Here is a 22,157-nt window from a genome sequence, read left to right as displayed (position 1 = left end):
CGGTCGGTCGTCACGGTCCGCCGCCCCCTCCCGACGGTACCTTGCCGGGCCCCCGGTCCGGGCCCCCCTTGGACCGACTCGGCCCAAGGGGGATACCGCACTTACATGGAAACGGAACTCTTCCGGGTCGAAACGATCTGGTCGATCAGACCGTACGCCAGGGACTCGTCCGCGTTGAGGATCTTGTCGCGCTCGATGTCGTCCTTGATCTGCTCGATCGGCGTGGTGGAGTGCTTGGCGAGCAGCTCCTCCAGCATCGAGCGGGTCCGGATGACCTCGTTCGCCGCGATCTCCAGGTCGGAGACCTGACCGCGCCCGATCTCACTGTACGGCTGGTGGATGAGGACCCGGGCGTTGGGGAGGGCCATGCGCTTGCCCGGGGTGCCGGCGGCGAGCAGCACGGCCGCGGCGGAGGCCGCCTGGCCCATGCACACCGTCTGGACGTCCGGCTTCACGAACTGCATCGTGTCGTAGATCGCGGTCAGCGCGGTGAACGAGCCACCGGGGCTGTTGATGTAGATCGAGATGTCCCGGTCCGGGTCCATGGACTCCAGGCAGAGCAGCTGGGCCATGACGTCGTTCGCCGAGGCGTCGTCGATCTGCACCCCGAGGAAGATCACGCGCTCCTCGAAGAGCTTCGCGTACGGGTCGTACTCACGCACGCCCTGGGAGGTGCGCTCGACGAAGCGCGGCACGATGTAACGGGACTCGGCCTGGGGGCCGGTGTACTGAGCGCGCAGACCCTCGGGGAGGCCGCTGCCGGAGAGATTGTTCATATGACTGTTCACCGTCCTGGTGGCGATCTGTGGGCTGAGGGGTCTGGACTCGGGGCCGCCGACAGGGCTCAGGCCCCGGTGCCGCCCCCGCCCGGAACGCCGGTGGCGGAGGGCATGACGTCATCGATCAGGCCGTAGTCCTTGGCCTCATGGGCCGTGAACCAGCGGTCGCGGTCGGAGTCGTGGGTGATCTGCTCGACGGTCTGGCCGGTGTGGAAGGCCGTGAGCTCCGCCAGCGTGCGCTTGTTGCGCAGCAGCCGCTCCGCGTGGATCTTGATGTCCGAGGCGGAACCGCCCAGGCCCGCGGACGGCTGGTGGATCAGGATCTCGCAGTTCGGCAGCGCGAAGCGCTTGCCGCGGGTCCCCGCGCTCAGCAGGAACTGGCCCATGGAGGCGGCCAGGCCCATGCCGATGGTCACGATGTCGTTCTTGATGTACTGCATGGTGTCGTAGATCGCCATGCCGGCCGTCACCGAGCCGCCGGGACTGTTGATGTAGAGGTAGATGTCCTTGTCCGGGTCGGCGGCCAGGAGCAGCAGCTGCGCCGTGATCTTGTTGGCGATGTCATCGTCCACGGGCTGGCCGAGGAAGATGATCCGCTCATTGAGCAGCCGGTTGTAGACCTGGTCGCCGAGACCGCCGAAATTGGGCTCAGCGGCGGCGGAGGGCATCGGGATCGTCACGTGTCCACCTGCTCTAGTCGGACGGCGACGGGCCGTCTCAGCGTGTCATTCGGGCCGGGGATCCGGGTGGTGGCCGGGGCGCTCCCGGCGCCTTCCGGAGACTCCCCTGCCCCCGTATCTACGGACCCTAACGCGCTGGTCGGCGGGCGCCATCCCGCATTGTCAACTGTTCGCTGTGAGCGCAGGCCCGGCGGCGCGGGCGGCCGGACGGGGCACGGCGGGACGCGGCAGGCCCGGACGCGGTTGCGCGTCCGGGCCTGCCGCAAGCGGTCCCGCTGGTTCCGCGCCGTGGCGCGGAGAGGCTCAGGCGCCGGTCTCGCCGGTCTTCGCGGCCTTCTCGGCCGCTTCCTGGCCCTCGGCGGCGGTGTCACCGGACTCGGGGGCCGACTCCTCGGAGGCTGCCCCGGCCGTCTCGGCGGTGCCGTCCTCCTCCTCGTCCTCCAGGTCGACGACCTCGCCGTTGGTGTCCTTGACCGTGGCGGCCTCGACGACCACGGCGAGCGCCTTGCCGCGGGCCACCTCGCCGACGAGCATCGGCACCTGGCCACCTTCGACGACGGCCTGGGCGAACTGGTCGGGGCTCATGCCGGAGGACTGGGCGCGGCGCATGAGGTGCTCGGTGAGCTCCTCCTGGCCGACGGAGAGCTTCTCCTTGTTGACCAGCTCGTCGAGGACGAACTGGGTGCGGATGCCCTTCTCCGCCTGCTCGCGCAGCTCGGCGTCGAACTCCTCGGCGGTCTTGCCCTGGACCTTGAGGTAGCCGTCCAGGTCCATGCCCATCTGGCCGAGCTGGTGGTGCTCCAGGTTGTGCTTGCGCGTGTTGACCTCGTCCTCGAGGAGCTTCTCGGGGATCGGGACCTCGACCAGCTCCAGGAGGGCGTCGAGCACCTTCTCCTGCGCCTGGGTGGCCTGCTCGTACACCTTCGACTGCTCCAGGCGCTTGCGGCTGTCCGCGCGCAGTTCCTCAAGGGTGTCGAACTCGCTGGCCAGCTGGGCGAAGTCGTCGTCCAGCTCGGGCAGTTCGCGGGCGGCGACGGCGGTGACGTCGACCTTGACCTCGGCCTCCTTGCCCTGGGCGGAGCCGCCCTTGAGCTCGGAGGTGAAGGTGGCGCTGCCGCCGGCCTCCAGGCCGGTGACGGCCTCGTCGATGCCGTCGAGCAGTTCGCCGGACCCGATGGTGTAGCTGACGCCCTGGGCGACGCCGTCCTCCAGGATCTCGCCGCCGACCCTGGCCTCCAGGTCGATCGTCACGACATCGCCCTCGGCGGCGGCGCGCTCGACCGGGGTGGTGGAGGCGAAGCGGTCACGGAGCTGCTCGACCGCCTTGTCCACGTCCTCGTCGGTGACCTCGACGGCGTCGACGGTGACCTCGATACCGGAGTAGTCCGGGATCTCCAGCGCCGGGCGGATGTCCACCTCGGCGGTGAAGGCCAGGACCTCGCCGTCCTTGAGCTCGGTGATGTCGACCTCGGGCTGGCCGAGCGGGTTGAGGTCGCCCTCGTTCACCGCGTCGGTGTAGAACTTCGGCAGCGCGTCGTTGACGGCCTCCTCCAGCACCGCGCCGCGGCCGAACCGCTGGTCGATCACCCGGGCGGGGATCTTCCCCTTGCGGAAGCCCGGCACCGTGACCTGCTGGTTGATCTTCTTGTACGCCGCGTCGAGGCTGGGCTTGAGCTCCTCGAAGGGCACCTCGACAGTGAGCCGAACCCGGGTCGGGTTCAGGGTCTCCACGGCGCTCTTCACGGTTGGGTCTCCTTGGGGCTGACTTCTGGGATTCTGCAGAGGGATTTCGGCTCTCTGCCGATGGCGCCCCATGCGGTGATCGACTGGGTGGACCGACGTTGGATGATCGACACAGACGGACACGGGCACGCAGCTTGCATAGTAACCGCAAGCGGTATCCGGCCCCTAACGGGAGCGGACCTCCCCCGGCCGCTTCCGTTGACGGCGGCTCCGGGTGACGCGGCCGTGCCGGAGCCGCGGGCCTCGCACCCGAGGCGGGGGACGGCGGTGGTGGTGGTCGGGGTGGCCGGATTCGAACCGACGGCCTTCCGCTCCCAAAGCGGACGCGCTACCAAGCTGCGCCACACCCCGCTGGTGCGAGACGTAGGGTACATGCCCGCAGGTGCGGCGGGGGCGCGTATCGGGGCGGCCGGTTACGGGTGTGCGAGCGGCCGCCGGGACCCGCTACGATGCACATCGTGCCGCGGCGGCCTCGCTTCCGGGGCGCACGCGGGCGTAGCTCAATGGTAGAGCCCCAGTCTTCCAAACTGGCTACGCGGGTTCGATTCCCGTCGCCCGCTCACGGACACCGGGGCCGGGCCGGAGGATCTTTCCTCCGGCCCGGCCCCGGTGGCGTTATCGGGGTGGCAGCGCCCGCTTTAGGGTGGCGGCATGGAAATCTGGGTCAACCCCGCGTGCTCCAAGTGCCGCTCCGCCGTACGGCTTCTCGACGAGGCCGGCGCCGATTACACGGTCCGCCGCTATCTGGAGGACCCGCCGGACACCGACGAGCTGCGTGCCGTACTGGACCGGCTCGGCCTGGAGCCCTGGGACATCACCCGCACCCAGGAGCCGCAGGCCGAGGAGCTGGGGATCGGTGCCTGGCCGAAGGAGCCGGCCGAACGGGAGCGCTGGATCGGGGCCCTGGCCGCGCATCCGCGGCTGATCCAGCGCCCGATCATCACCGCCGACGACGGCAGCGCCGCGGTCGCCCGTGACGAGGCCACCGTCCGGGACACCATCGCGCGCGGGCACTGAGGACGCGCGGGCGCGGAAGCGGGCGGAAGCGGGCGGGGCCGGTACGCGCCGCAGGGCGCCCCGTGCGGGCGGCCCGCGGTCCCGCCGCTGCGGTGCGCCGGTCAGAAGCTGAGCTGGTTGAGCGTGTCCGCCAGCGAGTCCAGCAGTCTCTGGATGGTCGGGGCCATGCCCGAGGAGGCCAGGAAGAAGCCGAACAGCACGGCCACCAGGGCCGGTCCGGCCTTGAGCGACCCGGACTTCATCAGCACGATCATGATGATCAGCAGGACGACAACAGCAGACAGCGAAATGACCACAACTGATCCCACCCTTGGTCGGAACGACGTCACCGGCCCCGGAAGTGCGGCCCCGCACCCCACGCCGGGACCATCGTGCCACCAACGCGGGACGGGGTTGTCCCCTGTTGGCATTTCGTCGGTCATCTGTTCACGCCAGCCCTATGCCCGCGACTCCCCCTCGGGCAAACGAGCGGGTCCGCGGCGGCCCCGGCCCGTGATCCATGTCATGTTCACGGACAAGGACCGATACCCATCAAACGGGCGGATCACCGCCCTTGAGCTGCGCCGGACGGGGTAGCAGCCGACAACGAAGGAGAGCAGGGGGAAGGTTTTACGGACAACGCCCCCCGACGCTATGGTGCCTCAGATGTTGCACGCTGCCCCGTCCCCCTCGTGCGGTGACGTCCCGGTCCGCCCTCCCCAGGCTCTGCGGGAGGTCCGGTGACGAACGTGCTGCGCCCCCACGGCCACCAGCGGACGCCGCTCCCCGGAGACCCGTGCGTCCCTCTCGCCCCGTCCCACGACTCCACGACGCCGCATCCCGGGGGTTCCCCCACTCCCCCGGGCGGAAACGGCGCCGTCAAGAAACGTGATCCGTTCTTCGACAACGCCAAGTACCTGGCGATCGTCCTCGTGGCCATCGGCCACGCCTGGCAGCCGCTGACGGCCCACAGCCGCGTCGCCGAAGCGCTGTACATGTTCGTGTACGCCTTCCACATGCCGGCCTTCATCGTCATCTCCGGCTACTTCTCCCGCAGTTTCGACATGCGGACCGACCGGCTGCAGCGGCTCATCACCGGCGTGGCCGTGCCGTACATCGTCTTCGAGACGGCCTACAGCTACTTCAAGCGCTACGCGAACGACGATCCGGGTTACCCGATCAGTCTGCTCGACCCCTGGTACCTCACCTGGTTCCTGATCGCGCTCTTCGTCTGGCGGCTGACGACCCCGCTCTGGAAGGTCGTGCGCTGGCCCGTGCCGCTCGCGCTCGCCGTCGCCGTCCTGGCCTCGGTCTCCCCCGACATCGGTGACGACCTGGACCTCCAGCGGGTTCTGCAGTTCCTGCCGTTCTTCGTGGTCGGCCTGATGCTCAAGCCGGAGCACTTCCAGCTGGTGCGCCGCCGCGAGGTGCGGGTCCTCTCCGTACCCGTGTTCGCCGCCGCGCTGCTCTTCGCCTACTGGGCGGCGCCCCGGATGGCGTCGAGCTGGTTCTACCACCGCGACAGCGTGCAGGAGCTCACCGCTCCCTGGTGGACCGGTCTGGTGATGACGCCCGCGCTCTTCGGCTGCTCCATGGTGCTGGCGGCCTGCTTCTACGCCTGGGTGCCGCGGCGCGAGATGTGGTTCACCGCTCTCGGCGCCGGCACGCTCTACGGCTATCTGCTGCACGGCTTCCTGGCCAAGGGCTCGCGCTTCTGGGACTGGTACGACGCGGCCTGGGTGAACACCGCCTGGGGTGCCGCCGTGCTGACCGTCCTCGCCGCGGCGGTGGTGACCGTGCTGTGCACCACGCCGGTGCAGCGGGTGTTCCGTTTCGTCATGGAGCCGAAGATGGAATGGGCGTTCCGGCGGGACGCGGCCGAACTGGCCCGCGGCCGGGCGGAGGAGAAGGCGCCCGCGCGGACCACCGGGGACGGTGGGGCCGCCGCCCGCGGCTGAGGCGCCCCCACCGTCTCCCACCGCTTCCCCGTCCGTACGGACGGCCCCCACGGGACAGCGCCGCGGCCCCGGGTTCACCGCCCGGGGCCGCGGCGCCGTCCCGTGCCGTCCCGCTATGCCCCGGGCCCCTCCGCGGAGGGAGCCGCCGTGCGCCGCAGGTGCCGCATCAGGATGTCCAGATGCGTCCAGCCGTCCGCCGAGGAGCCGTCCCCGAGCGGGTAGTAGAAACCCGGCCGGGCGGCGGCTCCGAGCTGCGCCGGGCGCACGGTCAGCGGCGGCCGGCGCGCGTGGTCCGCGCCGATCTCCCGGATCTCCTCCGCGCCGAGGGCGAAGCCGACCGGGACGGGCGGCGCCTGGAGCCGGGCGGGCACGCTCAGGTCCCGGCCGGCGGCGCGCAGCTGGACGAGCAGGCTGACCAGGTTGTGCCGGGACACCAGTTCGCCCGCGAGCTCGGCGAGGCCGTCGAGCGGCGGCTGCTCGTCCTCGCCGTAGCCGGCGGTGAACGTGATGTCCTCCTCGACGCCCTCCTTGGTCCGGATGACGCGCAGCGTCGCCACGGCCGGGCGCTCCGGGGTGCCGACGGCGACCGTCCAGGTGGACTCGGGGGCCCGCTCGTGCGCGAGTTCGGTGAGGCGCCGCCGCGACCACGGCAGGTTCACCGGCTCCGCGGTGCCCCAGCCGGCCGGCGGGCCGCCCGTGGCCGTCTGCCAGACGGCCTCCAGCGCGCCCCCGAGCACCAGTTGCTCGTCGGCCGGGTGTGCCGTGCGCACGGAGACGGCGAGCTGGCGCTCCCGGGTGGGCGCGGTGTCCTTGAAGATCTCGGCGACCGGGGTCTCGCCGGACTCGCCCGGCGCCGGGCCGAAGGCGCCGTCCCGCCAGCTGAGCACCGCTCCGGAGAGCCCGTCGTAGTAGCCGCCCTCGCCGTCCTGGACGACCCAGCGCGACGGCGGGCCGAACAGCACGGAGCGCGTCGCGAACGACAGCCGGCTGGTGTGCGGGGTGACGATCTGCAGTCCCCGGTCGGAGGCCACCGTGGCGCGGCGGGCGTCGGACAGCCATGCGGTCATGGCGATCACGGGCCGGTCCTGGAGGACGACGGCGACCTTGTCGGTCAGGACGTCGACGGCCGGCTGCGCGGCCACCGGTGCGGGGGCGGCGGTGACGCCCGGGGGCACCGGTTCGCCGTCGCCCGCCGCCTCGCCCGCGCCCGGCGGCCAGACCGTGCCGCCGAGCATCCCGGCGAGCCGTCCGGCGAAGGCGCCCGCCAGGCGCTCCGCCTCGGGCACGGCCGTGGAGGCCCGGGCCTCGACCCACCAGACGGGACCGTCCCCGTCCGTCGCGGCCTCCGGGCCCAGCAGCCGGGCCGTCTCCCCCGGCACCTGCACCAGCACGGGCGACTCGACCGACACCAGCGGGCGGCCGCCCTCGTCGCAGAGCTGGAGCACCGCCCCCTCGCCGGCCGTGCGGAGCCGCAGCTCGGGCCCGCCCGCGAGCAGTCCGGCGACGACGCTCCAGGCGTCGGGCATCTTCCCGGTGAGCGCGATGATGTCCTTCGTCATACGGGGTCCTCGGGTCTGCGGAGTGGCCCCCGGCCGGGTGGCGGGGCGGGGCGGGCGCGGTCATGCCGCGGTGCCGTCCGCGAGCGCGGTCTGGATCAGCCGGTTCGGCTCCCCCCGGCGGACGAGCAGACCGCGGCCGGGCGGCTGGGCGCCCGCGTAGACGCCCGGGAAGAGCTGCCCCTCGGAGCGGTCACCGGTCATCACGAGGGCCGAGGTGCCGCTCTCGCGGAGAGTGGTGAGGAACGGGTCGTACATGGCGCGGGAGGCCCCGGCGACGCGGCGGGTGACGACGAAGTGCAGCCCGATGTCCGCCGAGGACGGGATGAACGGCAGGAACGGCTGGAGCGGCTGCTGACCGGCGGTGGTCAGGATGTCGTAGTCGTCCACGAGGATGACGATCCGCGGGCCGGTGTACCAGGCGCCGTCGGCCAGCGCGTCCTGGTCCGCCAGGTCGTCCGGCATCCGTTTCTCCAGCTCCTTGGCGATGCCCGCCGAGAGCGCCCCGCAGATCTTGGAGTTGTGTGCGTAGCCGCCCCGGTACTCCTCGGGCACGAGCGTGCGCAGGCCGCGCCGCGGGTCCATGACGGCGAAGACGAGGTCGTCCTCGCCGTGGCGCGCCATGAGCCCGTTCGCCACGAGCCGCAGCAGATTGCTCTTGCCGCACTCGCTGTCGCCGAGTACCAGCAGATGCTGGTCGCGTTCGAAGAGGTCGAGCAGGACGGGCGCCAGCGCGGTCTGGTCGAGGCCGATCGGGACCCGCTGCGGCTGCGCGGTGACCGACGGCAGTGAGGAGAGCTGGACGCGCGGCGGCAGCACCCGCACCTGCTGTGCCAGGTCGCCGGGCCAGGCGGCGCGGACGGACCGGGCCGCCTGCTCGACCGCCGGGCCGAGTTCGGTGGTGGAGGAGAGCGAGTCGATCCGGGGCAGCGCCACCTGGGCGAAGAGCTTGCCGTCGGTGAGGACGCGGCCGGGCTCGTCCGGTGCCAGGGTCTCGGCGAGCTTGCGGTCGATGCTGCTGTCGCCGGGGTCGTTGAGCCGCAGCTCCACGCGGGTGCCGAAGGTGGACTGGGTGGCGATGCGGACGTCGTTCCAGCGGAGCATGCCCGCCACCACGTGGATGCCGTAGCCGCCGCCGCGCTTGAGGAGGTCGACCACGGCGTCGTCCAGTTCCTCGAAGTCGTCGCGGAGGGCGCCGAAGCCGTCGACGAGCAGGACGACGTCGGTGGAGGGGAGCTGCGGCAGCCTGCCCTCGGCGCGCAGTTCGCGCAGCCGGTCGACGGAGTCGATGTTCTGTTCGCGGAACAGATCCTCGCGCAGGGCGAGCATGCCGCGGACCTCTTCGACGGTGCGCATGGCGCGCTCGCGGTCGGCGCGGCCCGCTATGCCGCCGACGTGCGGCAGCCCGGCGAGCGCCTGGAGGCCGCCGCCGACCAGGTCGAGCCCGTAGATGCCCACGTCCTTCGGGGTGTGGGTCATGGCCAGCGAGAGGGCGAGGGTGCGCAGCAGGGTGGTCTTGCCGGACTGCGGGCCGCCGATGACGGCCACATGGCCGCCGGCCAGGGTCAGATCGAGCACCCACTGGCCCTGCCACTGCTTGGCCGGGTCGTCCAGCAGCCCCAGCGGCACCTTCATCGGCCCGGGCCGCACCGCGAGCCGCATGCCCTGCCCGCCGGCCTCGACCGGTCCGGCCGCGGCGTCGAGCGGCAGCGCGGCGGGCAGCGGCGGCAGCCAGATCCGGCGCACGGGGGCGGCGGCCGCCTTGAACTGGTCGACGATGACGGACATGACGGTCGGGCCGGGGTTGCGGTGCCGGGAGTACGGCTCGGAGGCGGAGCCGCTCTCCTTGGACCGCTGCTGGTCGAGGGTGTTGTAGGCGGGGTAGGGCAGCACGGCCGGGCCGGTGTCCTCCTCGCTCTCCCGGCGCACCGGTCCGGTGTAGGGGCCGGAGACGTAGCTGGCCTTGAAACGCTCGTACGCCGAGGTGTCCACCTTGAGGTACCCGAAGCCGGGGAGCGGCGGGAGGTGGAAGGCGTCGGTGGTGTCGAGGACGGTGCGGCTCTCGTCGGCGGAGAAGGTGCGCAGGCCGAGGCGGTAGGAGAGGTAGGTGTCCAGGCCCTTGAGCTTGCCGCCCTCGATGCGCTGGCTGGAGAGCAGCAGATGCACGCCGATGGAGCGGCCGATGCGGCCGATGGAGAGGAAGAGGTCGATGAAGTCGGGTTTGGCGGTGAGGAGTTCGCCGAACTCGTCGATGACGACGAACAGGTGTGGCAGCGGGTCGAGGTCGGGCCGGGTCTCGCGGAGGGCGGCGTAGTGCGCGATGTCGGCGACGTTCCCGGCGTCCTTGAGGACCCGCTGGCGGCGCTGCACCTCGCCGGCGAGGCTGGCGTGCACGCGTTCGACCAGTCCGGCCTGGTTCTCCAGGTTGGTGATGACGCCGGCGACGTGCGGCAGGTCCGCGAAGGGCGCGAAGGTGGCGCCGCCCTTGTAGTCGACGAGCACCATCGCCAGGTCCTCCGGCGGGTGGGTGGCGACGAGGGCGAGGACGAGGGTGCGCAGCAGCTCGCTCTTGCCGGAGCCGGTGGCGCCGACGCACAGGCCGTGCGGGCCCATGCCGAGTTCCGCGGATTCCTTGAGGTCCAGCAGGACCGGTTCGCGGGAGTCGTTGATGCCGATCGGCACCCGCAGGAACGCGCGTTCGCCACGGGGCGCCCACAGGGCGCCGATGTCGACGGCGGCCGGGTCCTCCATGCCGAGCATGTCGGCGAAGTCGACCGGTCCGGACAGCGGCGCGTCGACCAGTGATTCGGCCGACAGGCGCAGCGGGGCCAGCATCCGGGCGAGGCCCTCGGCGCCCGCGGTGGTGACGTCGTCGACGGTGCCGTGCGCCACCAGCGGCTGCTCGCCGCGCAGGTCCTCGACGGTGACCCGGTCGCCGTCGACGGTGATGCGCAGGGACACCTGTCCGGGCTCCCGCACCCGCTCGGAGAGCAGATGGAGCACCGTGACACCCATGTCGCGCAGCGAGACGGCCTCATCGGGCCGCGGCAGGTCCTGCGCGGTGGCGCCGTACTCGTCGCTGACCACCAGCAGCCGGCCGGCCATGGCGAGGGCTTCCCGGTTGGACAGGCCGCGGCGCAGCTCGGCGGCGTAGCTCGCGCGCTGCCGCAGGTCGCGGCCGAGGAGCCGGGCGAGCTGGTGGACGTCCGGGGCGATGCGGCGGGCGCTGACCGGGCCGTCGCGCTCGTCGCCGTCGAGCAGGTGCGGGAGCCACTTGAGCCATTCCCAGTCGGCCATCCGGTCGCCGGGGCAGCCGAGGGCGATGTGCACGTCGTCGGGGGCGTGGGTGGCCGCGGTCTGCACGAGCAGCGCGCGGGCGACCCGCAGCACACCCTCGCGGTCGCCGATGACGCTGGCGTTGCCCGCGCGGTCGAGCGGCACGGTCAGCGGCAGATCGCCGGTGGTGCCGAAGCGGCTGATGAGCGCCCCGGCCTCGTTGAGCATGAACCGGTCGGGCGGGGTGAGCACGCTGCCGCTCTGCTGCCCGACGGTCAGCGGGCGCAGCGGCATCTCGCCGCTGCCGACGCGCACCTTGAGGAAGTCGGCGTCGAGCCGCCGCCGCTCCCACAGCCGGGACGGGTCGCGCACGATGTCGTAGAGCGCGGCGGGCGGCGGGTTCAGGACCCGGGCCGTCTCGCGCAGTTCGCGCTCCTCGGCGGCCAGCTCCTCGCGCAGCTCCTCCAGGTACTCCAGATAGCGCTCGCGCTGCTGGCGGCGGGTACGCTGGGCCTTGCCGCGCTGCGACAGCAGCATGCCGACACCGCCGATGACGGCGACGACCAGGACGACGGCGCCGATGGCGGCGAACTGGCTGTTCCGTACGACCGTCATCATCACGACGGAGCTCATCACGCCGGCCATCGGCAGCAGCGCCATCGCGCCGCTGCCGGTCTTGCCCTCGGGCAGGTTGGGCGGTGCCTCGATGGTGCGGGCGGGGGCGCGGCGGCGGGCCGTTCGGTGCGGGCGGGGCGGTGGATCAGCCGGGTCGTCATCGGCGGCCGCCCACGGCGCGGTTGAGCAGTTCGGCGGCGAGCCGGGTGGCGGCGGCGCGGGTCTTCTCACCGAGCATCCCGGTGCGGATGACGCCGCCGGCCGCGAGATGCCGGTCGTACGGCAGGTGCACCACCTCGACGCCGTCCAGCCGCAGATGGGCGGCGGCGGCCTCCTCGTCCATCGTCATGTGCGGGGCGGAGGAGGTGAGGACGACGACCGTGCCCGGCAGCAGCTTGGGCCGCGGGACGCCCGCCATCCAGTCGAGGATCGCGCGGGTGCTCGTGACACCCTCCAGGGAGGCGGGGGCGACGAGCACGCGGGCCTGCGCGGCGACCAGCGCGGTGCGGGACAGCTCGCTGGGCAGCGTCTCGCAGTCGACGACGGTGATGCCGAAGTAGCGGCGGAGCGCCACCATCACCTCGCGGTACTGGGCGAGTTCGAGGCGGGCGCCGACGGTGCCCTGGCTGCCGGGGAGCAGCCAGCCGCCCTCGGGGAGCTGCACCAGATAGCCGGTGATGTCGGTCAGCTGCATGGACGGGTCGATGATCTGTGCGAGATCGCCGCAGGTCCAGCGGACGGTCTCGGCGCCGGTCCGGATCGGCAGGGTGCCGAGGGAGGGGTCGGCCTCGACCAGCAGCACCGGGTCGTGCCGGTAGTGCTCGAACGTCCGGCCGAGGAGGGCGGCCACGGTCGTCTTGCCGGCGCCGCCGCGGATGCTGGTGACGACGATCTGCCGCCCGGTGGTGATCGGCTGCTGGAGGTCCTGGGCGACGCGGGTCACGGCCTCCACCTCGGCGGCGGCCGAGGAGCCGGCGAGCTTGCGCAGTCCGCGGCCGGCCCGGGCAGCGGCCGGCTCGCCGTGGCGCGGCTTGCCCTGCGCGCGGGCGAGATCCGGGTTGAGCACGGGGATGGAGACGGGCGCTGGCCGGGGCGCGGCCGTCTGCTCCGGAGCGGTACGGGGCTGCGCGAACTGGCTCATTTCCGGCTGCGGTTGCAGCTGCTCGCCGGGTCCGGCGGTCTCCGGCGGCCCGGCCTGGCGCCCCTGCTGCGGCGGTGCCGCCGCGGCGGCCGCGGGCTGCGCCTGCCCGGCGCCGGCGCCGCTGAGCTGGTGGAGGACGTCCCCCTGCCAATCGTTCCCGGCCATCCGTATCCCCCCTCAGAGGCGTTGTCCCGCGTTCCGTGGCTCAGAACGCGTTGAGCAGTCGTCCGTACACCCCGAACACACCGACGGCGAGCGGGAAGAGCGCGATGACACCGACCGACTCGATGAAGTCGACGAAGCGCCGCAGCCGCACCCGTACGTGTTCCGGCGGCTGGACGGCGAGCACGCCCACCGGCACCAGCGCGGCCAGGGCCAGCAGGCCCAGCGGCCCGGACGGAGCGCCGTCCAGCGAGTCGATCCAGAGCGTCACCAGCCGCACCAGCAGTACGGAGGCGGCGCCCAGCAGCACCACGACCTCGGCCACGAGCGGAAAGGCCCGCGAGCGCGAGGCCAGCACGAGCGCGAGCACCGCGGTCAGCGAGATCGCCCACGGGTTCGACACGGTGGAGGCGAGCAGCCCGGCGGCGGTGACGGACACGGCGGTGACGATCGTCGCCAGCGCCAGCCCGCGGTGCGCGGCGGCCAGCGCCGTGTCGACCTGGTGACGGCTGACGGAGGCCCCCGCGGAGCGGCGGTCGTCCAGCGCGGTGAGCCCGGCGGCCATCAGCGCGAGCCGCGGCAGCAGGCCGAGGACGACGACGGAGACCACGCCCAGCACGGCGCCGACCCGGGCCGGCTCGTCCTGCAGGGCGCCGGTCAGTAGCCAGATGCCGGTGGTGGCGAACGCGGCGGCCGCGCCGATGAGTCCGCCCCGTCCGACCGGGGTGAACAGCCCGAGCAGCAGCAGGGTGAGGACGACCGCCGCGGTGACGCCGGCGAGCCGCGCCTCCGCCGTCCAGGACTGCGCGTCGGCGGCCGTCCAGGCGGCCAGCAGGCCGAGCGCGCCGGCGGCGAGATGGAGCGTGGTGGCCAGCCCACGGTTGCCACCGCCGAGCCGGGCGGCGAGCGCCCCGGCGGCCGCGAGCAGTACCGTCAGCGCGAACAGGGCCCCGGCGACGGCGGACTTGTCGAAGGCGTCCCGGGCGAGCAGTGCCGCAGTGACGGCGAAGCCGACGGTCGCGGCTCCCGCGGTGGCGCGGCGGGCCACGGGCCGCCAGCGCCAGGCGCGCAGGTCCAGGTCCTCGGCGACCTCGTCGGTGACGTCGTGCACCACGGGCGCGGCCGGCGCGTCCTGCGCGCGGACCAGCCGGAGGACGGCTCCGTCGCGCACCTCGGAGGATGCGAGGGTGGAGTCCAGCGGCAGTACGGCGCCGGAGGCCGTGACCAGCCGGCGCAGTTCGGGCCGGGCGGCCACCCGGTCGTCCAGCAGCTGGATGACGTCCGGCAGCAGCCGGCCGACCGGCTCGTCGGACGGCAGGACGAGATCGACCCGCCTCCGCTCACCGACCAGGGTGACCCTGCTGAGTTCCGTGCTCCGCGCCCCCATACTCACCACTTGATCGAACCTACCATCGGGATATCACCGGTTCACCGCTTCGGTTCCGGGCTGACGACCGCGGGCGAGGAACTCTGCCCGGGCTTGTCGGCCTTCTGCTCCGCCAGCTTGTCCTGGATGAACGACCAGCCGACGCAGCCCGCGCACATGACCGCCGCGATGGCGATGCCGGCGAAGAGCTTGCCGAGCCGTTCGTCGGCCGTGCGCCGCGCGCGCTGCGGGCCGTAGAGGAGGGCGTCCCGCATCCGGCGGCGGCGTACGGAGACGGACTCCAGGAGCTGGCTGTCGTAGTCCTTGGTGGCCATGACCGCCGCGCCCTCAGCCGCTCGCGGCGAGGTCGCGCAGGGCGGCCAGGCTCGGCGCCTCGGCGAGCGGCCCGGGGACGACGGCGCTGGGCGCGTCCTCGGCGGGGGGCTCCCCGGCGATCTCGCGCAGGGCCTCGGTGGGCGGCAGTTCGCGGGACCTGGCGTCCCGGAGCCTCGCCAGCCACGGCCGGGCGCCGTTGAAGGCGTCGCCGCCCGCGGCGGGACGGGGTTCCCAGCCGGCGGCGCCGTCCTCGTCGTTGGCCCAGAGGTAACCGATCACACCGCTGCGGTCGTTGGCGACCGTCAGATAGCGGACCGGTTTGCCGGTGGTGTGGTGGTAGACCGCGGGGCCGCCGGTCTGCTTCAGCCGCAGGTCCTCCGTGAACCGCGGTACCGCGCGCGGATCCGTTCCCATGTGTGCCCCCTTCTCCCGCTTCGGCCGCGTTTCCGGTGCGGTGTCCCGCCTGCTCATCGGCTACGGCCTCGGCAGGATCTCGCCGTAGACCTGCCACTGGCCATTGTCCCAGAAAACCCTGGTCACCTTGAATGCCGAGCCGCGGGCGAGCAGGAGTTCGCGCTCGCCGCCGCCGAAGGCCGAGACCCGCTCGACCCAGGTCGCCGGGGTGCCCTGCGGGACCCGCAGATGCAGGACGGCCTCCTTGCCGGCGAAGGCCGCGACCGGCTGGTCGCCGAGGGAGGTCGACATGTAGGCGCCGTCGTCGAAGACCCGGCCCTCCATCTCCAGCGGCGAGGAGAGGTTGAGGTGGCCGAGCCCGGTGCCGCGCACCACCATGACGTCCTCGGGGACGGGTCGGGCGGCCATCGCCCGGTCGATCTCGGCGACGTCGTGCCGTACGGCCGGGGTGTCGTAGGCGTTGTCGCCGCGGAGGAAGCCGTTGATCTCGTGGTAGGTGACGCCGCCGGGGTTGGTCTCCTTCGTGTAGTCGAGGAACGCCTCCTTCTGGGAGGGCGACAGGTTGTCCGCGTAGTCGTTCCAGTAGGCGGCGCCGTAGCGGGCCGCCTCGACGTCGTTGACGAAGGGCACGGTGCCCTGCGAGACCTCCCACGAGGCGAGGCGGTGCATCTCCTCCGGGGTGAGGTTGTCCCAGTCGGCCGGGTCCGGCAGCGGGTCGCCGCCCCCGGCGGGCGTGCCGGGCGGGTCGCCGGCATTGGTGTACGGCGGGTCGACGGGACCGCCGCCGCCCGGGCCGTTCGGACCGCCGGGGTCGGGGCCGGGGACTGCGGGGTCGGTGTGGTGGGCCGGGTCGGTGTGGTGCACCGGGTCGGTGTGGGTGCCGGCATCCGCGTGGTGCGCGGCGGAGTCGGCGGGGCCGCCATGGCTGCCGTGGCCGCCGAAGGTGTGGTCGATGACGCCGCCGGGCGGCAGGGCGTCCCCGTGTGCCGCCGGGAACAGGGTGTCGGGGGCGTCGGACCGGCGAGGGAAGCCCGGATCGGGGGCGCCCGCGTGGGCCAGGGCCGGGGCCGGGGCCGGAGTGTGCGCGGGCGCGGTGGGCGGAGTGGTGTGCGGATCGGCCGCCCAGCCGTCGGGCAGCACCGAACCGTTCGGCAGAGCCGAGGAGTTGGGGACGTTCACCGTGCCGTCGGGCAGCTTGAGGGTGCCGTCCGGCGAGAGCAGCGAGCCGTCCGGGAGCTTGACCGTGCCGTCCGGCATGTTCGCCATATTCGGCAGTTCGGGCATCTTCTCGGGGAACATGTTCTTGAGCCCGCCGAGCACGTCCGAGATCTTGGTGACCTTGCCGGCCGCTCCCGCGACATAGGTCATCGGGTCGATGACCTTCCCGGTCTTGCTGACGAGCGCTGCGGCCTTGGCCGCCGTGCCGCCCTTGGCGACGTTGCCGACGCCGGTGGCGGTGGTCAGGACGTTGAAGGTGACGGCCCCGGCCGCGCGGGCCGGGTTCTCCTTCCAGGTGTCCCAGGCCAGCATCGCCTTGCCGGCTTCCTTGGCCACCTGCTTGGAGTCCTTCATCCACTGCGGCAACGCGGAATCCGGGACCGCGTAGGCCAGCGGCGAGGTGTACAGGGCCGTGCCGACCACCAGCATGCCCAGGCCCTTCCAGGCATCCTTCATCGCATCCCAGCCATCGAATCCGACCAGGGTGCCCAGGCCCTTGATGGTGCCCCACACGCCGTCGACGATCAGGCCGTCCCACACAAAGCTCTTGATGTGCTGGTGGACCTCGTACCAGTGGTACTTCTCGTTCTCCGCCGTGCCCCAGGGGACTTCGGCGTCTTTCATGTCGTCGGCGGAGAAGCCGTACATGTTCTTGCCGTCCGAGCCGTCATTCGCCCGGTACTGGGTGCCGCCCACCAGCGCGGTGATCTTGTTGGCCGCGGTGCGCTCCGCCTCCCAGAACGCCGCCACCGTCGCGGTGACGTCCGACTGGAGCGCGTTGTGCTCATCGATCTTGTCGCCGTCGTACTTCCACTCGTCGTCATCCTCCACACTGGCGACGAACGCGGCAGCATCGGCCTTGAGCTGCTTCAGCTTCGCCACCAGAGGACGCACCTCGGCGGCGTACTCGTCCAGCGCTGACTTGACCTTCTCCAGATCATCGGCGAACTCATCCGCCCGGTCCTGCACCGGCTTCGTCGACGCGAACAACGCCTCCGCCTCCGGAGCGGTGTAGAACGCCGACAGACCCTGGAACTGGGTGTGGACGCCCTTGCCCGTCTCCCGGATGTCGTCAGCATCGTTGCCCAGGCCGGTGGCGTCCTTCTCCAACTGCTCCAGATCACCCGTGAACTGGGGTATCGCCTCAGGCTTGATCACTTCGGTACCTGCCGGCCGTGACTACCGTCACCGCCGGCGTTGTTCTGGGCCTGGGCCTTGAGTGCCGCCAGATCCGGAGCCTTGAGAGCCTCGCGCTGCGCGGCCGCGGCCATGTCCAGGTCACCCTGGTTGTACGCCTTCACGGCGTCCACCGCACCCGTCATCGACTTGCCCGCACGCGCCCCGACGAACATCAGATCGTCCTGCGTCTTCATCGCGAACTCCGCCAGCGCCGCCCCGACCAGACCCATCTCCGGAGCCTCACCACCACCCGCGATCGTCCCCGCCGACGACGCCGCACTCTCCATGTGATCCGAGTACGAAGAAGCCTGCGTCTCCAGCTTCCCCGCCACCTCACCCGTCTTGGAGAGAACCCCCTGGACACCGCCCACGTCGATATCCCAGCCCGACACAACGACCCCCGTTGTCACGTCATGTGTGTGCGCATACCTGCTTCCGGCCGGTCCGGGCTCGCCCGGACCGGCCGACCCTGCCGTTGATCAGCCGATACCGGTCAGCCGATGTTGTCGACGGCGGCCTTCGCCTTCGCCAACGTGGCCTGCGCCGTCCCGTCGTTCTGCTCCAGCGTCGACCGCACCAGCTGAATGATCGACCGCACCTCGTTCGCGGCCGTGTTCCACCGCGCTTCCTTGTCGTGATACAGATCCGACACACCATCGGCCTGGAAGTCCGCCATCGCCGACTTCACCGCACGATCACGCTCACCCAGCACACGCTCCAACTGCCCCACGATCGAGGACAGCGAACCCTGCACCTCCGTCGACGCACCCGTGTCATACGACCGGCGATCCTGATTACCCACCGTCAAAACCCCCGCTCAGCTCAACGCCCGCCGAAACGAGCAGCATCGAAATTCGCCGCCGCCATCTGCTGCCGCGCATTGTCCGCCGACTCCTGATCACCCGTACCGAACGACTGATCCATCCCCGACTGACCACCCAGAATCGCCCGCAACGACGAATTCAACGCAGCCGTCACCTCATCCGAACTCGCCTTGAACTGATCGAACGCCGCCTTCCCCGCACCGTTGAACTTCCCCTCCAACGGCTCCGCAGCAGCGATCAACATCCGGATCAAACCACCCAGATCATCCGAAGACCCCTGAGTATTCGACACCAGAGACGACAGCGCCGTACTGCCCATATCGAACTTCACCAGCTCACCCCCGTGGATCGGCACTCGACACGACTACGTCTACATGTACTACCACGCCCGTACGGGCACAACTGGTTCCCGGATCCGGGGTGCTGACGGGCACTCCCGCCCCGGCCGGGCGGGCACGGCCGCGTGCCGGGCGGTCAGTCGCGGCAGATCATCAGCAGGGCGCGGTCGTCGTTGACGTCCTTCGCCACCGCCTCGATGAGGTGCCAGGCGGCGCCGTGGAAGCCGGAGGCGACGTAGCGGTCGGCCTCGCCCGTCAGACGGTCGAGGCCCTCGCTGAGTTCGCGCTCCGCCGACTCCACCAGGCCGTCCGTGAAGAGCATCAGGACGTCACCCGGGCACAGGGTGCCCTTCACCGGCTCGAACTCCGCCCCGTCGTACACGCCGAGCAGCGGGCCCTCGGCGCCCTTCTGCTCCCAGCGCCCCGTGCCGGCGGAGAACTGCAGGCCCGGCGGGTGGCCCGCCGAGATGAGTTCGTAGTCGCCGGTGTCGAGGTCGAGGACGAGGTGGATGGAGGTGGCGAAGCCCTCGGTCCAGTCCTGGCGCAGCAGATAGCCGTTGGCGGCCGGGAGGAACTGGTGCGGCGGGAGCGAGCCGAGCAGGCCGCCGAAGGCTCCGGACAGCAGCAGGGCGCGGGAGGCGGCGTCCATGCCCTTGCCGGACACGTCGGTGAGGACGACCTCGAGGGTGCGGCCGCCGTTGGTGCGGGCCGCGACGACGAAGTCACCGGAGAAGGACTGGCCGCCGGCCGGGCGGAGCGCCATCTCCCGGTGCCAGCCGCGCGGCAGGCCGGGCAGCTTGCTCTGGACGCGGATGCGTTCGCGCAGGTCGAAGAGCATGGTTCCGCCGCGTCGCCAGGGCACGCCGACCCGGCTGCGGAACTGGGCGATGATCAGGCCGGAGAAGCCGACCGCGCCGACGACGAGGATGTCGCCGGGGGTGACCACGGGGACGTTCGCGTACTCCTCGATCACCGACGCCTCGACGATGAGGGCCGCGGCCGCCGCCGCGTACATCAGCAGCACGCTGGAGGGCCGCAGCAGCAGTCCGGCGGCGACGATCGGGAGCACGAGGGCGGAGGGCGGGCACCACAGGGGTGCCGCCATGGTCCCGGCCGCGATGGCGGGGACGGCGAGCAGCAGGGCGACGAGGGCGATCCAGTCGGAGCCGTCGCCGCGGAAATAGTCCACGGCGGCCTTGCGCAGCCCGATCCGGACCCGGTGCGTCCTTCTGCGCATGCGGGCCGTGAACGTCTCCACTCTCACCTCGTGTGCCATTTCACCGGGACCTTATCCACCCGTTCGGCGGCGCGTCGATTCACGGCGCGTCGGATTCCGCGGATACTTGCGCCCGGCCCGCCTCCGTGCGCTCCCGACGCACCCGAAACCCGGTCGCCTGTTCGGAACCCTGCTGGTAGTCATGGGCTCATGACCACAGAGACGCGGGTGCTGCGGCCCGCGGAATGGGACGAATGGTACGACCGACTCGATCTTGCGTTCGGCGGTGTTCCCGAACCCCCGGAGGAGCGCGAGCTCTGGCACGGGCTCACCGAGTACGACCGTTCGATCGGGGTCTGGGAGGGCGGCAATTGCGTCGGCACGGCCGGCGCCTTCAGTTTCCGGATGACGGTGCCGGGCGGGGCGCCGGTGCCGGCGGCCGGGGTGACCATGGTGAGCGTCCTGTCGACGCACCGCCGGCGGGGGATTCTCACGGGCATGATGCGGCGCGTGCTGGACGACGTGCGCGCCCTCGGTGAGCCGCTCGCCGTACTCACCGCCTCCGAGCCGGGCATCTACGGCCGCTTCGGCTACGGCATCGCGTCCCAGGAGCTCGCCCTGGAGATCGACACGGAACGGGCCGGGCTGACAGGACCGGACCACACGGATGGCGTAACGCTGCGGCTGGCCGCGCCCGGCGACGTCCAGGACCGGTGCGAGGCGGTCTACGCCCGGCGGGTGCCCGCCCGGCCCGGGATGCTCGCCCGGTCCCCGGGGTGGGAGCGGCTGCCGCTGCTCGACCCGGAGGCCGGCCGGGCGGGTGCGTCACCGCTGCAGTGCGTGCTGGCCGAGCGGGACGGCGAGACGGCCGGCTACGCGCGCTATGCCCTCAAGCCCGAGTGGGGCCCGCAGGGGGCGGACGGCACGGTGGTCCTGCGCGATCTGGAGGCCCTGGACCCGGAGGCGTCCGCGGCGCTCTGGCGCTTCCTCTTCGGCATCGACCTGACCTCGCGGCTGCGGGTGCGGAACCGGCCGGTCGACGACCCGCTGCTGCATCTGGTGTCCGACGTCCGGCGCTGCTCGCCGCGGCTCCGCGACGGGGTGCATCTGCGTGTGGTGGACGTGGGCGCGGCCCTGGAGGCCCGGACCTACGCCTGCCCGGTGGACGTCGTACTGGAGATCACCGACCCCTTCTGTCCCTGGAACGAGGGGCGCTGGCGGCTGAGCGGCGACACCAAGGGCGCCTCCTGCGCCCGTACCTCGGACCCGGCCGAACTGTCGCTCTCCGTCCGGGAACTGGGGTCGGCCTATCTGGGCGGCTTCTCGCTGGCCGCGCTGGCGGGCACCGGGCGGGTGCGCGAGCTGCGCCGCGAGACCCTCGGCCAGACGGCGCGCGCCTTCCTCGGCGAGGTCGCGCCCTGGCTGCCGCACGGCTTCTGACCCGGGGGCACGGCGGTTGTCCCCGTGCGCACGGCTCCGGGCGGTGCCGGGCGGGCCCGGGGCCGGGTGGCAGGGGCCCCGTCCCACCGGACCGGTCGGGGCGGGCTCAGCCGGGCTGGCAGCCGGGGCACCAGAAGAGGTTGCGCGCGGCCAGCTCGGCCGTGCGGACCTCGCCGCCGCAGATGTGGCAGGGCATCCCGGTGCGGCGGTAGACGTACACCTCGCCGCCGTGGTCGTCGACGCGGGGCGGGCGGCCCATCGCCTCGGGGGTGTGCTCGGGGCGGACGGTGTCGATCCGGTTGTTCCGCACACCCTCGCGCATCAGCGTGACCAGATCCGCCCAGATCGCGTCCCATTCGGCGCGGGTGAGATCGCGGCCCTCGCGGTAGGGGTCGATGCCGTGCCGGAAGAGGACTTCGGCGCGGTAGACGTTCCCGACGCCCGCGACGACCTTCTGGTCCATCAGCAGGGCGGCGACACTGCTGCGGCTGCGGCTGACGCGCCGCCAGGCGCCCTCCCCGTCGTCACCCCGCAGCGGGTCCGGCCCGAGCCGGGCGTGTATCGCCCGCTTGTCGCCGTCGGTGAGCAGGGCGCAGGTGGTGGGGCCGCGCAGGTCCGCGTACGCCTCGGTGTCCGCCAGCCGCAGCCGTACGGTCTCGGCGGGCGGTGGCGCCGGGGCGGTGCCGAAGCCGAGTTTGCCGAAGAGGCCGAGGTGGATGTGGATCCAGGTGGAGCCGGGGAAGCCCAGGAAGAGATGCTTTCCGTGGGCCTCGGCGGTCTCCATCACCTGGCCGTCGACCAAGGCGGCGCCGTCCGCGAACTTGCCCTGCGGGCTGGTGGCGCGCACGGCGCGGCCGCCGAACCGGGAGAGGTGGTCGGCGGCCAGCCGGTGGATGGTGTGCCCCTCGGGCATGTGCTGT

The 22,157-nt window shown here is 72.2% G+C and carries 18 protein-coding genes, 2 tRNA genes and 1 pseudogene; 4 read left to right on the top strand and 17 right to left on the bottom strand.

The annotated features are described in order from the left end of the window. Positions 1–101: 101 nt before the first annotated feature. The 4 genes from E4N63_RS22235 to E4N63_RS22220 all read right to left on the bottom strand — a co-directional run bounded on the left by E4N63_RS22235 (position 102) and on the right by E4N63_RS22220 (position 3,553). Positions 102–776, bottom strand: coding sequence for an ATP-dependent Clp protease proteolytic subunit (locus E4N63_RS22235; RefSeq protein WP_125621883.1), 675 nt, complete (start codon positions 774–776; stop codon positions 102–104). A 68-nt stretch (positions 777–844) separates the two neighbouring features. Further along, positions 845–1,447 carry an ATP-dependent Clp protease proteolytic subunit gene (locus E4N63_RS22230; protein ID WP_078648994.1) on the bottom strand — a complete coding sequence of 201 codons (603 nt, stop codon included), beginning with the start codon at positions 1,445–1,447 and terminating at the stop codon, positions 845–847. 315 nt (positions 1,448–1,762) lie between these two features. Next, positions 1,763–3,202 carry a trigger factor gene (gene tig, locus E4N63_RS22225; protein ID WP_125621885.1) on the bottom strand — a complete coding sequence of 480 codons (1,440 nt, stop codon included), beginning with the start codon at positions 3,200–3,202 and terminating at the stop codon, positions 1,763–1,765. Between the two features lie 274 nt (positions 3,203–3,476). Further along, positions 3,477–3,553 (bottom strand) — tRNA-Pro (locus E4N63_RS22220). Positions 3,554–3,691: 138 nt separating this feature from the next. Here E4N63_RS22220 and E4N63_RS22215 point away from each other — a divergent pair. Together E4N63_RS22215 and E4N63_RS22210 are read left to right on the top strand one after the other, a co-directional pair. After that, positions 3,692–3,762: transfer RNA gene (locus E4N63_RS22215), tRNA-Gly, on the top strand. Positions 3,763–3,853: 91 nt separating this feature from the next. Beyond that, positions 3,854–4,219, top strand: coding sequence for an ArsC/Spx/MgsR family protein (locus E4N63_RS22210; protein WP_230241545.1), 366 nt, complete (start codon positions 3,854–3,856; stop codon positions 4,217–4,219). A gap of 101 nt (positions 4,220–4,320) precedes the next feature. Here the strand turns inward: E4N63_RS22210 and E4N63_RS22205 are convergent, their stop codons facing one another. Then, the gene (locus E4N63_RS22205) at positions 4,321–4,515 is read right to left on the bottom strand and encodes a hypothetical protein (protein ID WP_125621888.1); all 195 of its coding nucleotides are present in this window, start codon (positions 4,513–4,515) and stop codon (positions 4,321–4,323) included. Positions 4,516–4,938: 423 nt separating this feature from the next. On the opposite strand from E4N63_RS22205, the gene E4N63_RS22200 reads away from it, so the two are divergent. Next, on the top strand, positions 4,939–6,156 hold the full coding sequence (locus E4N63_RS22200; protein ID WP_230241544.1) for an acyltransferase family protein: 1,218 nt from the start codon (positions 4,939–4,941) through the stop codon (positions 6,154–6,156). A 113-nt stretch (positions 6,157–6,269) separates the two neighbouring features. On the opposite strand, the gene E4N63_RS22195 is transcribed toward E4N63_RS22200, so the two are convergent. The 11 genes and pseudogenes from E4N63_RS22195 to E4N63_RS22145 all read right to left on the bottom strand — a co-directional run bounded on the left by E4N63_RS22195 (position 6,270) and on the right by E4N63_RS22145 (position 19,857). Then, the gene (locus E4N63_RS22195) at positions 6,270–7,715 is read right to left on the bottom strand and encodes a DUF6177 family protein (RefSeq protein ID WP_230241543.1); all 1,446 of its coding nucleotides are present in this window, start codon (positions 7,713–7,715) and stop codon (positions 6,270–6,272) included. Positions 7,716–7,775: 60 nt separating this feature from the next. Continuing rightward, a pseudogene (gene eccCa / locus E4N63_RS22190) lies at positions 7,776–11,764 on the bottom strand (type VII secretion protein EccCa). Further along, positions 11,761–12,909, bottom strand: coding sequence for a hypothetical protein (locus E4N63_RS22185; RefSeq protein WP_230241542.1), 1,149 nt, complete (start codon positions 12,907–12,909; stop codon positions 11,761–11,763). Before E4N63_RS22185 ends, eccCa begins: the two are co-directional and overlap by 4 nt. A 40-nt stretch (positions 12,910–12,949) precedes the next feature. Beyond that, positions 12,950–14,293 carry a type VII secretion integral membrane protein EccD gene (eccD, locus tag E4N63_RS22180; RefSeq protein ID WP_125621898.1) on the bottom strand — a complete coding sequence of 448 codons (1,344 nt, stop codon included), beginning with the start codon at positions 14,291–14,293 and terminating at the stop codon, positions 12,950–12,952. Between the two features lie 41 nt (positions 14,294–14,334). Further along, positions 14,335–14,607, bottom strand: a complete 273-nt coding sequence (locus tag E4N63_RS22175; protein ID WP_125621900.1) for a hypothetical protein — start codon at positions 14,605–14,607, stop codon at positions 14,335–14,337. Between the two features lie 13 nt (positions 14,608–14,620). Further along, positions 14,621–15,022 (bottom strand): hypothetical protein, encoded by a 402-nt coding sequence (locus E4N63_RS22170; RefSeq protein WP_125621902.1) that lies wholly within the window; start codon positions 15,020–15,022, stop codon positions 14,621–14,623. Positions 15,023–15,082: 60 nt separating this feature from the next. Then, positions 15,083–17,398 carry an ADP-ribosyltransferase gene (locus E4N63_RS22165; RefSeq protein WP_230241541.1) on the bottom strand — a complete coding sequence of 772 codons (2,316 nt, stop codon included), beginning with the start codon at positions 17,396–17,398 and terminating at the stop codon, positions 15,083–15,085. After that, positions 17,395–17,811, bottom strand: a complete 417-nt coding sequence (locus tag E4N63_RS22160; RefSeq protein ID WP_125621906.1) for a DUF6507 family protein — start codon at positions 17,809–17,811, stop codon at positions 17,395–17,397. The genes E4N63_RS22165 and E4N63_RS22160 overlap by 4 nt, the downstream gene beginning before the upstream one ends. Before the next feature lie 101 nt (positions 17,812–17,912). Then, positions 17,913–18,221, bottom strand: coding sequence for a pore-forming ESAT-6 family protein (locus E4N63_RS22155; protein WP_125621908.1), 309 nt, complete (start codon positions 18,219–18,221; stop codon positions 17,913–17,915). A gap of 20 nt (positions 18,222–18,241) precedes the next feature. Beyond that, positions 18,242–18,574, bottom strand: coding sequence for a hypothetical protein (locus E4N63_RS22150; protein WP_125621959.1), 333 nt, complete (start codon positions 18,572–18,574; stop codon positions 18,242–18,244). Between the two features lie 143 nt (positions 18,575–18,717). After that, complete coding sequence (locus tag E4N63_RS22145; protein ID WP_125621910.1) at positions 18,718–19,857, bottom strand: PP2C family protein-serine/threonine phosphatase; 1,140 nt, start codon at positions 19,855–19,857, stop codon at positions 18,718–18,720. Positions 19,858–20,007: 150 nt separating this feature from the next. Here E4N63_RS22145 and E4N63_RS22140 point away from each other — a divergent pair, with 150 nt between their 5' ends. Continuing rightward, positions 20,008–21,237, top strand: a complete 1,230-nt coding sequence (locus E4N63_RS22140; RefSeq protein WP_230241540.1) for a GNAT family N-acetyltransferase — start codon at positions 20,008–20,010, stop codon at positions 21,235–21,237. 106 nt (positions 21,238–21,343) lie between these two features. Here the strand turns inward: E4N63_RS22140 and E4N63_RS22135 are convergent, their stop codons facing one another. Next, positions 21,344–22,150: an Fpg/Nei family DNA glycosylase gene (locus tag E4N63_RS22135; protein WP_125621914.1), complete on the bottom strand. Its 807-nt coding sequence runs from the start codon at positions 22,148–22,150 to the stop codon at positions 21,344–21,346. Between the last annotated feature and the right edge of the window lie 7 nt (positions 22,151–22,157).

Source organism: Streptomyces sp. MNU89, assembly GCF_020982505.1.
Classification (GTDB): Bacteria; Actinomycetota; Actinomycetes; order Streptomycetales; family Streptomycetaceae; genus Streptomyces; species Streptomyces xinghaiensis.
The sequence above is the reverse complement of the archived record's forward strand: the minus strand, read 5'-3'. Positions and strand labels throughout refer to the sequence as shown.

Bases quoted from the DNA above. Each gene is read 5' to 3' on its own strand.
- E4N63_RS22185 (WP_230241542.1), bottom strand. From the start codon at position 12,909: ATGGCCGGGAACGATTGGCAGGGGGACGTCCTCCACCAGCTCAGCGGC.
- E4N63_RS22210 (WP_230241545.1), top strand. From the start codon at position 3,854: ATGGAAATCTGGGTCAACCCCGCGTGCTCCAAGTGCCGCTCCGCCGTA.
- E4N63_RS22175 (WP_125621900.1), bottom strand. From the start codon at position 14,607: ATGGCCACCAAGGACTACGACAGCCAGCTCCTGGAGTCCGTCTCCGTA.
- E4N63_RS22230 (WP_078648994.1), bottom strand. From the start codon at position 1,447: ATGCCCTCCGCCGCCGCTGAGCCCAATTTCGGCGGTCTCGGCGACCAG.
- E4N63_RS22135 (WP_125621914.1), bottom strand. From the start codon at position 22,150: ATGCCCGAGGGGCACACCATCCACCGGCTGGCCGCCGACCACCTCTCC.
- E4N63_RS22195 (WP_230241543.1), bottom strand. From the start codon at position 7,715: ATGACGAAGGACATCATCGCGCTCACCGGGAAGATGCCCGACGCCTGG.
- E4N63_RS22170 (WP_125621902.1), bottom strand. From the start codon at position 15,022: ATGGGAACGGATCCGCGCGCGGTACCGCGGTTCACGGAGGACCTGCGG.
- E4N63_RS22235 (WP_125621883.1), bottom strand. From the start codon at position 776: ATGAACAATCTCTCCGGCAGCGGCCTCCCCGAGGGTCTGCGCGCTCAG.
- eccD (WP_125621898.1), bottom strand. From the start codon at position 14,293: ATGGGGGCGCGGAGCACGGAACTCAGCAGGGTCACCCTGGTCGGTGAG.
- E4N63_RS22140 (WP_230241540.1), top strand. From the start codon at position 20,008: ATGACCACAGAGACGCGGGTGCTGCGGCCCGCGGAATGGGACGAATGG.
- E4N63_RS22145 (WP_125621910.1), bottom strand. From the start codon at position 19,857: ATGGCACACGAGGTGAGAGTGGAGACGTTCACGGCCCGCATGCGCAGA.